11 protein-coding genes are annotated in these 11,976 nt (G+C 64.2%); 5 read left to right on the top strand and 6 right to left on the bottom strand.

The window, feature by feature from the left end; all coding sequences use genetic code 11:
* Nucleotides 1–85: 85 nt before the first annotated feature.
* Nucleotides 86–778, bottom strand: coding sequence for a VOC family protein (locus OKW44_RS22650; protein WP_026225678.1), 693 nt, complete (start codon nucleotides 776–778; stop codon nucleotides 86–88).
* 231 nt (nucleotides 779–1,009) lie between these two features.
* Here OKW44_RS22650 and OKW44_RS22645 point away from each other — a divergent pair, with 231 nt between their 5' ends.
* The 4 genes from OKW44_RS22645 to OKW44_RS22630 all read left to right on the top strand — a co-directional run bounded on the left by OKW44_RS22645 (nucleotide 1,010) and on the right by OKW44_RS22630 (nucleotide 5,897).
* Nucleotides 1,010–2,467 (top strand): aminotransferase-like domain-containing protein, encoded by a 1,458-nt coding sequence (locus OKW44_RS22645; RefSeq protein WP_018419868.1) that lies wholly within the window; start codon nucleotides 1,010–1,012, stop codon nucleotides 2,465–2,467.
* Between the two features lie 135 nt (nucleotides 2,468–2,602).
* Entirely contained in the window at nucleotides 2,603–4,501 is a 1,899-nt protein-coding gene (gene htpG / locus OKW44_RS22640) for a molecular chaperone HtpG (RefSeq protein WP_018419869.1), read from the top strand.
* 188 nt (nucleotides 4,502–4,689) lie between these two features.
* Nucleotides 4,690–5,406 carry a chorismate--pyruvate lyase family protein gene (locus tag OKW44_RS22635; RefSeq protein ID WP_018419870.1) on the top strand — a complete coding sequence of 239 codons (717 nt, stop codon included), beginning with the start codon at nucleotides 4,690–4,692 and terminating at the stop codon, nucleotides 5,404–5,406.
* Entirely contained in the window at nucleotides 5,406–5,897 is a 492-nt protein-coding gene (locus OKW44_RS22630) for a DNA-deoxyinosine glycosylase (RefSeq protein WP_018419871.1), read from the top strand. Before OKW44_RS22635 ends, OKW44_RS22630 begins: the two co-directional genes overlap by 1 nt.
* Nucleotides 5,898–5,922: 25 nt before the next feature.
* On the opposite strand, the gene OKW44_RS22625 is transcribed toward OKW44_RS22630, so the two are convergent.
* The 3 genes from OKW44_RS22625 to OKW44_RS22615 all read right to left on the bottom strand — a co-directional run bounded on the left by OKW44_RS22625 (nucleotide 5,923) and on the right by OKW44_RS22615 (nucleotide 7,718).
* Entirely contained in the window at nucleotides 5,923–6,417 is a 495-nt protein-coding gene (locus OKW44_RS22625) for a GNAT family N-acetyltransferase (protein ID WP_018419872.1), read from the bottom strand.
* Nucleotides 6,408–6,809: a cupin domain-containing protein gene (locus tag OKW44_RS22620; RefSeq protein ID WP_018419873.1), complete on the bottom strand. Its 402-nt coding sequence runs from the start codon at nucleotides 6,807–6,809 to the stop codon at nucleotides 6,408–6,410. Before OKW44_RS22620 ends, OKW44_RS22625 begins: the two co-directional genes overlap by 10 nt.
* A gap of 81 nt (nucleotides 6,810–6,890) precedes the next feature.
* Nucleotides 6,891–7,718, bottom strand: coding sequence for an AraC family transcriptional regulator (locus OKW44_RS22615; protein WP_018419874.1), 828 nt, complete (start codon nucleotides 7,716–7,718; stop codon nucleotides 6,891–6,893).
* Between the two features lie 413 nt (nucleotides 7,719–8,131).
* On the opposite strand from OKW44_RS22615, the gene OKW44_RS22610 reads away from it, so the two are divergent.
* Complete coding sequence (locus OKW44_RS22610) at nucleotides 8,132–10,372, top strand: NADP-dependent isocitrate dehydrogenase (RefSeq protein ID WP_018419875.1); 2,241 nt, start codon at nucleotides 8,132–8,134, stop codon at nucleotides 10,370–10,372.
* 90 nt (nucleotides 10,373–10,462) lie between these two features.
* On the opposite strand, the gene OKW44_RS22605 is transcribed toward OKW44_RS22610, so the two are convergent.
* Nucleotides 10,463–11,152, bottom strand: coding sequence for an OmpA family protein (locus OKW44_RS22605; protein WP_018419876.1), 690 nt, complete (start codon nucleotides 11,150–11,152; stop codon nucleotides 10,463–10,465).
* A 44-nt stretch (nucleotides 11,153–11,196) separates the two neighbouring features.
* Nucleotides 11,197–11,961 carry a flagellar motor protein gene (locus OKW44_RS22600; RefSeq protein ID WP_018419877.1) on the bottom strand — a complete coding sequence of 255 codons (765 nt, stop codon included), beginning with the start codon at nucleotides 11,959–11,961 and terminating at the stop codon, nucleotides 11,197–11,199.
* Nucleotides 11,962–11,976 lie beyond the last annotated feature (15 nt).

Raw genomic sequence — 11,976 nt, 5'->3', positions numbered from 1 at the left:
TCTGGTATTTCTGGAACCGGTCAAAATTTCAATTATCGCGCGACTGGCCAACCATTGCCGTTGGGGTTGCCCAATCACGCGCTGCTTATCCGAGGGTTCGCGGACCCTCGGGTGTTTCAAATTCGGCGACGAGCGCCGCGGCGCCGTCGGTCGGCTGCACGTCGAGCAGGTGCGCGGCGCCGAGCCAGCGCAGTTGCTCGCCAATCAGCTCTGGCCGCGGATGCACGGCTTTCAACGCTTTCAGCGCGAGGTTCGTCGGCGCCAGCGACTGCGACGGATGCCGCGTCGAGTCCCACTGAATCAGCGAGGGCAGCACGCCGTCGCCGGCGCCTTGCCACGCGGGGAACGACCCGTCGTCGGGCACCGTCAGGCCCCACGTGAAATCGCCGCGCGTCATCGGCACGACCGGCGCGATGCGCTGCGGATACTGCGCTTGCCACGTCGCCAGATGCTTCGGCCGCTCGACGCGCGCGACCCAATGCGACAGATACGGCCCGTTTTCCAGTCGCGCCTGCGTCGCCGGGTCGTCGAGCGCGAACAGGCGCGGGCGCGGCGCGGTGCCATCGGTTGCGTCGGCCGCGGCGCGCGGATCGATGGCGATCACTTCCAGGTAGACGCCGCCCCACAGGCCGAGCAGGCGATTGTGGGTCCGCATCAGCGGATGCGCGCCACCGCCGGCCGGCGCGACGCCGAGCGTATCGGCGACGTACTGGACGCCTTCGTCCAGCGTGCGCGCGGAAACGACGAGGTGATCGAGACTGAGCGATTGGGCTGTCAGGGTTGTCATGGCGGATCGATGGAAAACGCTGTTCTGCGCAAGGGCCAGTTGCGCGGCACGCTTGAGGGCAGCGCTGCCGGGGCCGTAAGCATAACCGTTTGCCGGATCGGCGGGCCATACGTATGGATTTACATGGTGTCACCAGCCTCGCTGGATTCAAATGTAACGGCCGTGACCTGCACAGTAACGGTACAATCGGCGCGATACTGTTCGGTACAGTTGGAGTCCGTCATGTCCGTCCCGCTTACCCAGATTCCTGCCCCGCACGACACCGCGTCGCTGACGCTGGTCGAACAGCTCGTCCAATGGGCGCAGCGCCGCATCGAGGAGCGCGTGTTCCGCCCCGGCATGCGCATGCCGTCGATCCGCAAGCTCGCGCTCGACAAGGGCGTGTCGCGCTTCACGGTGGTCGAAGCGTACGAGCGGCTCGTCGCGCAGGGTTTTCTGGAGTCGCGGCGGGGGTCCGGCTTCTATGTGCGCGAGCGCCAGGGCGGCGCGGCGACGGTCTCCGAGCTGCGCCCGCGCGCCGAGCCGCTGCCCGCGCCGGCCAATATCGACGTCGTCTGGCTGCTGCGCAACATGCTGCACACCGGCGCGCGGCCCGAGCGCAGTCCGGGCCTCGGCTATCTGCCGGCCCGCTGGCTCGACGGCGACCTGATCACCAACGCGCTGCGCACGCTCGGCCGGCAAAGCGGCATGCAGATGCTCGGCATCGGCACCGCGCAAGGTTTCCTGCCGCTGCGTCAGCAGTTGCAGACGCGGCTCGAGGAGCTGGAGATCGGCGCGTCGCCCGAGCAGATCGTGATGGTGTCGGGCATCACCCAGGCGATCGACCTCATTTCGCGCATCTACGTGAAGCCGGGCGATGCGGTGATCGTCGGCGATCCGGCGTGGTTCCAGATGTTCGGCTGCTTCGCGTCGCAGGGCGCGCGGCTCGTCGGCATGCCGTACAGGCCGGACGGCCCCGATCTCGACGCGCTCGAAGCGCTGGTCCAGGAATGGCGCCCCAAAATGCTGGTGATCAACTCGGTGCTGCAGAACCCGACCGGCACCTCGCTGAGCGCCGCGCAGGCGTTCCGCATCCTGCGGCTTGCCGAGGCGTACGACTTCATCGTCGTCGAGGACGACATCTACGGCGACCTGTGCCCGCCCAGCTACGCGGGTACGCGGCTCGCGAGCCTCGACCAGCTAAAGCGCGTGATCTACCTTGGCAGTTTCTCGAAGACGCTTGCGCCGAATCTGCGCGTCGGTTTCATCGCGTGCGCGGCAGAGGTCGCGATGGTGGTCGCCAATCAGAAGATGCTGGTCGGCATGACGAGCCCGGAGTTGAACGAGCGCGTGATCTACAAGATCCTGACCGAGGGCCACTACCGGCGGCACGTCGAGCGCATTCGCGCACGGCTCGACGGCGTGCGCGAGAAGGCCGTGCGGATGATCGAGAAGACCGGCATGAAGCTGTTTCTGACGCCGACGGCCGGGATGTTCCTGTGGGCCGACACCGGCGTGGACGCAGGCGCGCTCGCCGCGGCCGGGCACGAAGCCGGCTATCTGCTGACGCCGGGCGGGCTGTTTTCGCCGCAGCAGTCGCCGAGCACGTGGATGCGCTTCAATATCGCCAATTGCGGCGATCCTGAATTACCGGCGTTCCTAAGCCGTTATCTCGACGGCGTCGCGCGTCGCGCCTCTTGAAACCGCGCCGGAGCGTCCCCATTTGCGCGGACGATCCGGCGGTCCGGCGCTCCGGCACGGCGAGCCCGAACCGCGGTTGGAATCCGCTTCGGCCGCCGCTCATCCCCCAATTCGCAACAGAGAGGAAGTCCGACCATGGCACAAGAAACCATGAGCTTTCAGGCAGAAGTGAAGCAACTTCTGCAACTGATGATCCATTCGCTGTACAGCAACAAGGAAATCTTTCTGCGCGAGCTGATTTCGAACGCGTCCGACGCGGCCGACAAGCTGCGCTTCGAGGCGATCGAAAACAGCGCGCTGTACGAGAACGATTCGAACCTGCGAATTCGCGTGTCGTACGACAAGGCCGCGCGCACCGTCACGATCGACGACAACGGCATCGGCATGAGCCGCGACGAGACGATCGCGCACCTCGGCACGATCGCGCGTTCGGGCACCAAGGAATTCTTCGGCAAGCTGTCGGGCGACCAGCAGAAGGACGCGGCGCTGATCGGCCAGTTTGGCGTGGGCTTCTATTCGGGCTTCATCGTCGCGGACAAGATCACCGTCGAGACGCGCCGCGCCGGTTTGCCGGCCTCCGAAGGCGTGCGGTGGGAAAGCGCGGGCGAAGGCGATTTCGCGGTCGAGACGATCGAGCGCGCCGCGCGCGGCACGACCATCACGCTGCATCTGCGTGCCGATGAGGACGAACTGCTGTCGTCGTATCGGCTGAAGTCGATCATCCAGAAGTACTCGGACCACGTCGCGCTGCCGATCCTGATGAAGAAGGAAGAGTGGGACGCGGAAAAGAGCGAGATGGTCACGAAGGACGAGGACGAGACCGTCAACCAGGCGAGCGCGCTGTGGACCCGTTCGAAGAACGACATCACCGACGATCAGTACAAGCAGTTCTACCAGCACATCTCGCACGATCATCAAGATCCGCTGACGTGGACGCACAACCGCGTCGAAGGCCGCAGCGAATACACGCAACTGCTGTACGTGCCGGCGCACGCGCCGTTCGACCTGTGGAACCGCGAGCAGCGCGGCGGCCTGAAGCTGTACGTGAAGCGCGTGTTCATCATGGACGACGCCGAGCAATTGCTGCCCACGTACCTGCGCTTCGTGAAGGGTGTGGTCGATTCGGCCGATCTGCCGCTTAACGTGTCGCGCGAAATCCTGCAGGAAAGCCGCGACGTGAAGGCGATCCGCGAAGGCGTGACCAAGCGCGCGCTGTCGATGCTGGAAGAACTGGCCAACGCGGACAACGACGCCGATAAGGAAAAGTACGCGGGCTTCTGGAAGGAATTCGGCCAGGTGCTGAAGGAAGGCATCGGCGAGGACTTCGCCAATCGCGAGCGCGTCGCGAAGCTCGTGCGCTTTGCGACGACGCATACGGGCACGGCCGAGCAGACCGTGTCGCTGGCCGACTACGTCGCTCGCATGAAGCCCGAGCAGACGAAGATCTACTACGTGACCGCCGACACGTGGCAGGCCGCGTCGAACAGCCCGCATCTCGAAGTGTTCCGCAAGAAGGGCGTCGAGGTGCTGTTGCTGACCGATCGCGTCGATGAATGGATGCTGTCGTTCCTCAACGAATTCGACGGCAAGCCGCTGCAAAGCGTCGCGCGCGGCGACCTCGATCTCGGCGCGCTGAACGACGAGGAAAAACAGGCGCAGGAGAAGATCGGCGAAGCGTTCAAGCCGCTCGTCGAGAAGATGAAGGAAGCGTTGAAGGACAAGGCGAAGGACGTGCGTCTGACGTTCCGTCTGACCGACTCGCCGTCGTGCCTCGTTGCCGACGACGGCGAAATGAGCGGCTACCTGCAGCGCATGCTGAAGGCCGCGGGCCAGCAGGCGCCCGAGTTCCATCCGATTCTCGAAGTGAATCCGGAGCACGCCCTCGTGAAGGGCCTGCATGCCGATAGCGCGAATTTCGACGACTGGTGCCATCTGCTGTTCGATCAGGCACTGCTCGCCGAAGGCGGCGCGCTGGAAGATCCGGCGAGCTTCGTGAAGCGGACCAATGCGTTGTTGCTGTCGCGCGCGGGTTGAGCGTGAACCGAAAGCGTTGATGTCGTTGCTGGATTGACGCCCGGTAGTTGAGAAATGCGCTGCTTCGGCAGCGCATTTTTTTTTGCCTTCTGGTTTGCGTCGGCTCCCTGGCTGAACGAGCGCGCACGATCGCCGCGGTCGTCGCCGCGAAAAATTGCCCTCGGAGCACGCCGCTATAATCCGACACCATGCCTATCCGTTTCGATCCCACCGGCGCCCACTGGCGCGTCGCGCCTTTGGCCACTTTCAGCGCCGCCCAGAAAGACTGGCTGACCCGCGGCGGTTCACTGACCGCGCACCTGCGCGCGCTCGGCGCGGTCGCGGTGCGCGTGACCCGCGAAGCCGTCGCGCTGCCGTGGCCCGACGAAGCCGCCGCGCTTGGACTCGCGCCGCGCGCGCCGGTGTGGGTGCGCGAAGTGGTGCTGTCGGTCGATGACGTGCCGTTCGTCGCCGCGCATAGCGTGACGCCGCGTGCCGCGAGCGTCGGCGTCTGGCAGGCGACGCGCCGGCTGCGCACCCGGCCACTCGCGGAGTTGCTGTATAGCGATAGCAGCGTCGCGCGTTCGTCGCTGGTGAGCCGCAGGGTGGGGCAGCGGCATCCGTTGTATCGGTTGGCCGCGCATGAAATCGACGGCGGCGATCGGCATGCGCCGCATGCGCTGGTGGCGCGTCGCTCGGTGTTCGAGCGGCATGGCGCGCCTTTGATGGTGACCGAATGCATGTTGCCGGCACTGTGGGAGCATTTGCGTGCGTTGGACGCGGCCGCTCGCGCGCACGCTGCCGCGTCAGGCACCGGCGCGGCGCATATCGCGCACGCGCGGGTGCGCGAGCACGGTCGTCCGCTCGATCACACCGCGTCGCGTGCGCACAGCGTGCCGCGCAGCGCCGACGAGCGGAGCCGCTGATGTCGTTCAAGCGTTGCTTTGCGCCTGTCGTCGATGCTGATACGCGGGTCTTGATCCTCGGTAGCTTGCCGGGCGAGGTGTCGTTGGCTCACGGCCAATACTACGCACACCCGCAGAACAAATTCTGGTTACTGGTCGGTGAAGCGATAGAACGGGATCTGGTTGGTATGGCCTACTCGACGCGTCTTGAGACGTTGCTCGAACACCATATCGGACTGTGGGATGTCGTTGCCGAGGCTCGTCGGGCAGGAAGCCTGGATAGCCGGATTCGCGACCATGCCAGCAACGATCTGATTGCTCTCATCGATACGCTGCCGAAACTGGCTTCTATCGCCTTCAACGGGGGGACGGCGGCCAAAATCGGGATGAAAGCGTTGGGCGAGCGGGCAGAGCAATACCGGCTTGTCCGTTTGCCATCGAGCAGTCCCGCCCATGCCTCGGTTTCATACGCTCAAAAGCTCGACATATGGCGACGGCTAACCTGCGTCTGATCGACCGACAGGATGCCATTCGCGGTCATAGATCGAGCGCAAGAAACCGTGTGCCTTCGACTGGATTCTCGTAGTAGGGCGCGGTTTCGACGAACCCTAACCGCTCGTAGATGCGCTGTGCAAAACCGGTTTGCGGAACCGTGTCGAGAACCAGCGTCGAGAATCCCAATGTCTTCGCTTTCCCGATCACCGATGTGACCAGCGTTTCGCCAAGCGACAACCCTCTGAATGCTTCACGAACATAGAGCCGTTTGATTTCCGCAGTGTCTGCCGTATGACGAAGCAGCCCCGCGCAACCGGCGAGCTCGCCGCCGGCGTCGGCGACGAAGAACATGCCGGATGGCAGCGTATAAACGTGTTCGAACGCGTCCATTTCCGCATCGAATCCACGGTACGACAGATCCATATCCAGCCAGCGGACATACTCGCGGATCACGGCGACGAGGTTGTGCGTGTCGGCGGGGAAAACGGCTTCGCGAACGATCGGCCGCGGCGTTTGCATGGCGGCTCTCAGATCCATACGTCGTTTTCGGCGGTTCTTTCGTTGGTCGTATCGCCGGTATTGACGACGCCGCGCGATTCGATGAGCAGCAGCTTCACCTCGGACTCGGCATACGGCTTGTGCTCGACTCCCTTTGGTACCACCGCCATTTCTCCGGGAAACAGTTCGATCGAGCGGTCGCGGAAGTCGATGCGCAACCGGCCTGCGAGGACGATGAACGTCTCGTCGGTATCGGCGTGCCGATGCCAGACGAAATCGCCGGCTATCTTTACGACCTTGAACTGATAGTCATTCATTTCAGCCACGACGCGCGGCTGCCAGTGGTCGTCGATCTGACTGATCTTGTCGAGCAGGTTGATGGTCTTGTATTGGCCGCGTTGCTCGGGTGTCGGCTGGGAATCGCTGTGCATGGTGGCTCCATTCGGGTGGTACCTGGAACAGAGCATAGTCCCGCCGCCGGCGAGCGTCTTGAACGATCGTGCAAGCTTGCGTTAGCCGGCGCGCCGATCGCTCGTCATCGCGAGCCAACGTGCGGGAGGGATTCCGTATGCGTGGCGAAAATGTCGGGTCATGTGGCTCTGGTCGGCGAAGCCGGCTGCCGCCGCCGCGTCCACGAGGGAAACGCCGCGCAGCATCATCGCGCGCGCTGCTTCGAGCCGGCGCATGACCAGGTAGTGATAGGGGCTGGTGCCGTAAAAAGTTCGGAAATCGCGCGAGAGGCTCCAGCGGTCCTGCCCGCTGACGACGGCAAGTTCATCGAGCGTGACGGTGTGCGTGCACGATGCGTGCAGATATTCCCGTGCTCGCTGCGCTGCCGCGAAATCCGCGGACCTGCGCGTCTGCCGCGCGCCCGAGGCGTTATCCAGCGCAAGCGCGAGACCGGCGAGCGCGTCGTCACGTTCGAGCGGCTCCGCGTCGCCACGCATCTGGCGCAGCGCTGTCTTCGTGGCTTCGAACAGGCGCGGATCGGTCGTGACGCCGCCTTCGACGAACGGCAGGGGGCGGCCGCCAAGGACTTCCTGGATCGCGGCGGGCTGCACGTAAATCATCTGATAACGAAATCCCTCGTTCGTGCCGGCCTGACCGTCGTGCACTTCGTCGGGATGCAGGACCATGGTCTGTCCGGGCAGGCTGGTGCGCAAACCGCGCCTGTAATGGAAGCATTGGACGCCGGCGAGGGTCAGGCCGATCGCATAGGTGTCGTGCCGATGCATCGAGTACGCGTTGCCGTGGAAAAAGGCTTCGATGCGTTCGACTCCGCGGGTGGATTCCGAACGGGAAATCCAGTCGGATTGGGCTTTCCGGGTATCGCCGTCCATCACACGCTCCGGCTTGGTTTGGCAGATCTGCGGGAACATCGATATCGGAGGATTGTAGCGGTGCGAATGTTCGCACGCCTGGCATGCACGATGGCGCGACTGACGCCGGCTTCGCGTATCCAGTCAGCCGCGATCGTCATTTGCTCTGCCGTGTCCATGTGTGCTCCCGTTGTTCACATTCCAAATTCTCCTCGCAGCCCGAAAATGAGGCAGAATCCAAACGTGCGACCCGCTGCGCGACGCAGTCCGCCGTGTTCGCTTAATCGTTCCGCTTTGGCGTTCCAGGGCTCCGCATCGCCATCCGCCACGCACAGCGTTTGTGTCCTAGCGTTGTCGTTTTCCTGATCGACGTTTGCGCATCCTGCCCGTATCACGTGCGAGATGCCTCTCAACCGCCCGCCCAGAGCCTAGCAATGACGACCCAGCAACCGACCATCATCTACACCCTCACCGACGAGGCCCCGCTGCTTGCGACGGCCGCGTTCCTGCCGATCATCCGGACCTTCACCAGGCCGGCCGGCATCGAGGTCGAGACCAGCGACATCTCGGTCGCGGGCCGCATCCTCGGTGAGTTCCCCGAGTTTCTGACCGAAGCGCAGCGGGTGCCCGACAACCTCGCGGAACTCGGTCGCCTCACCTCGTTACCCGACACCAACATCATCAAGCTGCCCAACATCAGCGCATCGGTGCCGCAACTGACGAGCGCGATCAGGGAACTGCAGGCGAAGGGCTACAAGGTGCCCGACTATCCGGAAGATCCGAAGACCGACGAACAGGAGGCGATCCGTCAGCGCTACTCGAAGTGTCTCGGCAGCGCGGTGAACCCGGTGCTGCGCGAGGGCAACTCGGACCGTCGAGCGCCGGCCGCGGTGAAGAACTACGCCCGCAAGCATCCGCACAGCATGGCCGAATGGAGCATGGCGTCGCGCACGCACGTCGCGCACATGCGGCACGGCGACTTCTATCACGGCGAAAAATCGATGACGCTCGATCGCGCGCGCGACGTGAAGATGGAACTGGTCACGAAGAGCGGCAAGACGATCGTGTTGAAGCCGAAGGTCGCGCTGCAGGACGGCGAGATCATCGACAGCATGTTCATGAGCAGGAAGGCGCTGCTAGCGTTCTATGAAGACCAGATGGAAGATGCGCGCAAGACCGGCATGATGCTGTCGCTGCACGTGAAGGCGACGATGATGAAGATCTCGCACCCGATCGTCTTCGGCCACGCGGTGAAGGTGTTCTACAAGGACGCGTTCGCGAAGCACGGCAAGCTGTTCGACGAGCTCGGCGTGAACGTCAACAACGGCCTCGTCAATCTGTACGAGAAGCTCCAGACGCTGCCGGAATCGCAGCGCGAGGAGGTGATCCGCGACCTGCACGCGTGCCACGAACATCGTCCGGAACTGGCGATGGTCGATTCGGCGAAGGGCATCTCGAACCTGCATGCGCCGAACGACGTGATCGTCGACGCGTCGATGCCGGCGATGATCCGGCTTGGCGGCAAGATGTATGGCGCCGACGGTCGGCCAAAAGACACCAAGGCGGTGATTCCGGAGAGCACGTTCGCGCGCATCTACCAGGAGATCATCAACTTCTGCAAGACCAACGGCGCGTTCGATCCGGTCACGATGGGCACCGTGCCGAACGTCGGCTTGATGGCGCAGAAGGCGGAAGAATACGGCTCGCACGACAAGACCTTCGAAGTGCCGGAGGACGGCGAGGCGCGCATCGTCGATCTAGCCAGCGGCGAGGTGCTGCTCACGCAGAACGTCGAGCAGGGCGACATCTGGCGCATGTGCGAGGTGAAGGACGCGGCGATCCGCGACTGGGTCAAGCTCGCGGTCACGCGCGTGCGCAATTCGCGCACGCCCGCGGTGTTCTGGCTCGACCCGTATCGCCCGCACGAAGCGCAGCTGATCAAGAAGGTCGAGGCCTACCTGAAGGATTACGACACCACCGGCCTCGACATCCAGATCATGTCGCAGGTGCGCGCGATGCGTTACACGCTCGAGCGCGTCGTGCGCGGGCTCGATACGATCTCGGTCACCGGCAACATCCTGCGCGATTATCTGACCGACCTGTTCCCGATCATGGAGCTGGGCACGAGCGCGAAGATGCTGTCGATCGTGCCGTTGATGGCGGGCGGCGGCATGTACGAGACCGGCGCGGGTGGTTCGGCGCCGAAGCACGTGAAGCAGCTCGTCGAAGAGAACCATCTGCGTTGGGACTCGCTCGGCGAGTTCCTCGCGCTCGCGGCGTCGCTCGAAGAACTGGGCATCAAGACCGGCAACAACCGGGCGAAGATCCTCGCGAAGACGCTCGACACCGCGACCGGCAAGTTGCTCGACAACAACCGCAGTCCGAGCCCGAGGACGGGCGAGCTCGACAATCGCGGCAGCCAGTTTTATCTGGCGATGTACTGGGCGCAGGAGCTGGCCGCGCAAACGGACGACGCCGCGCTCGCCGCGCAGTTCGCGCCGCTCGCGACGCAGCTGACCGCCAACGAGCAGGTGATCGTGGCGGAGCTCGCGTCGGTGCAGGGCGCGCCGGCGGACATCGGCGGCTATTACAAGCCGGACTTCAACAAGCTCGAAGAGGTGATGCGGCCGAGCCGCACGCTGAACGAGGCGCTTGGGGCGGTACGCGTCGAATGACGTGATGCGTGAAGTGAGGTGATGTGAAGACGAGCCGCCGGCGGGCGGCTCGTTGCAGGGAAGGGCGGCCAATGCTACCGGCGAACGCGTTCAATACTGCACGACGATCGCGACCCGCCGGTTGGCCGCTCTTGCCGCCGTGTCATTGCCGGCGACCAGCGGAAAATTGTCCGCCCGTCCGATCGCGGCCAACCGATGCGGCTCGATCCCGCGCTCGACCAGATACCTGACCACTGCGCCCGCGCGAGCCGACGACAGCTCCCAGTTGGACGCATACTTCGCGGTCGAGATCGGCACACTGTCGGTATGCCCCTCGACGAGCACATTCCCCGTCGCATCCTTTTGCAGTCCCTGCGCGATCTGATTGAGTACATCGAACGAATCGGGCAGCAGCCGCGCGTCGCCGGCGTTGAACAGGATCTTCGCGTTGACGCCGATTTCGACGCCGTGCGGCAGATCGGTCACAGTGATCAGCCCTTTCTCGCGCAGCGCATCGAGCCATGCGCTCAACTGCTTGCGCGCCTCCTGTTGCGTGCCGCCTGATGGCGCGGGCGCGCTCTGCTGCGACGTTTTCGTTTCGAGCGTCTGATACCTGAGTTCGAGTTGCTTCGATTTCGCCAACTGCAACACATACAGCGCGAGGAACAGCACCATCATCGTCGTGACGAGGTCCGCGTACGAGATCAGCCAGCGGCCGCCCTCGGTGCCTTCGCCGCCCTGTTCGGCGCGATGATCGTCCGCGCCGCCTGGCGCGCCCTTGCCACCAGCCGTCGTTTGCATAGGTGATTGATCCGTTTCCAATGAGAACGCGCTCGATGGCAGGCTCAGGCCAGCGACTCCGCCGCGCGCCCGCGCACCTCGCCCGTCAGGCGCGTTGCGATCGTATGCGGCGACTCCTTGCGTGAAATCGCGAGCAGCCCGTCGAGATAGAGGCGGCGAAACCGCACCTCGCTGTCGACCTGCGCCTGCAGCTTGCCGTACAGCGGCAGAAACACCAGATTCGCGAGCGCGAGACCGTACAGCGTCGCGACGAACGCCGTCGCGATCCCCGAGCCGAGTTGCGCCGGGTCGAGAATGTGATTGGTGACCTGGATCAGCCCGAGCACCGAGCCGAGGATGCCGAACGTCGGCGCGTAGCCGCCCGCCTGCTGCCACACGCGCGCCGCCGCCATGTGGTTGCGCGCGTACGCATCGAGTTCGCGCTGCAGCGCATCTTCGAGCACGGCGGTCGACACGCCGTTCGCGAGCAGTTCGAGCCCGCGTCTGGCGAACGGATGAATGCCGCTGACGTCCATCGATTCGAACGCGAGCAGACCGTTGAGCTTCGCCTGGTCGCCCCATTCGAGGAGGTCGGAGAGGCTGTTCTGGTCGACCCGTCGCGCGCGCGTGAACGCGAGACCGAGCAGCTTCAGCGCATCGAAGAAGCGCGCCCACGTGTTCTGGATCATCACCGCGCCGAACGTGCCGCCGAGCACGATGACGAACGCCTCGTACTGGAACAGCGTCGGAAAATGCCCGCCTTCGAGCGCGAAGCCAAAAACGATTGCCGCTCCACCGAACAGCACACCAAACAACGTCAACAGATCCATGCTTTTCCTCGCTCG

The sequence above is a fragment of the Paraburkholderia lebeckiae genome (assembly GCF_050436325.1).
Classification (GTDB): domain Bacteria; phylum Pseudomonadota; class Gammaproteobacteria; order Burkholderiales; family Burkholderiaceae; genus Paraburkholderia; species Paraburkholderia tuberum.
This window is presented reverse-complemented; position numbering and strand designations above follow the sequence as displayed.

Excerpts from the sequence above, each read along its gene's own strand:
- OKW44_RS22620 (WP_018419873.1), bottom strand. The coding sequence starts at position 6,809 with ATGCACAGCGATTCCCAGCCGACACCCGAGCAACGCGGCCAATACAAG.
- OKW44_RS22625 (WP_018419872.1), bottom strand. The coding sequence starts at position 6,417 with ATGGATCTGAGAGCCGCCATGCAAACGCCGCGGCCGATCGTTCGCGAA.
- OKW44_RS22605 (WP_018419876.1), bottom strand. The coding sequence starts at position 11,152 with ATGCAAACGACGGCTGGTGGCAAGGGCGCGCCAGGCGGCGCGGACGAT.
- OKW44_RS22635 (WP_018419870.1), top strand. The coding sequence starts at position 4,690 with ATGCCTATCCGTTTCGATCCCACCGGCGCCCACTGGCGCGTCGCGCCT.
- OKW44_RS22610 (WP_018419875.1), top strand. The coding sequence starts at position 8,132 with ATGACGACCCAGCAACCGACCATCATCTACACCCTCACCGACGAGGCC.
- OKW44_RS22615 (WP_018419874.1), bottom strand. The coding sequence starts at position 7,718 with ATGGACGGCGATACCCGGAAAGCCCAATCCGACTGGATTTCCCGTTCG.
- OKW44_RS22600 (WP_018419877.1), bottom strand. The coding sequence starts at position 11,961 with ATGGATCTGTTGACGTTGTTTGGTGTGCTGTTCGGTGGAGCGGCAATC.
- OKW44_RS22630 (WP_018419871.1), top strand. The coding sequence starts at position 5,406 with ATGTCGTTCAAGCGTTGCTTTGCGCCTGTCGTCGATGCTGATACGCGG.
- htpG (WP_018419869.1), top strand. The coding sequence starts at position 2,603 with ATGGCACAAGAAACCATGAGCTTTCAGGCAGAAGTGAAGCAACTTCTG.
- OKW44_RS22645 (WP_018419868.1), top strand. The coding sequence starts at position 1,010 with ATGTCCGTCCCGCTTACCCAGATTCCTGCCCCGCACGACACCGCGTCG.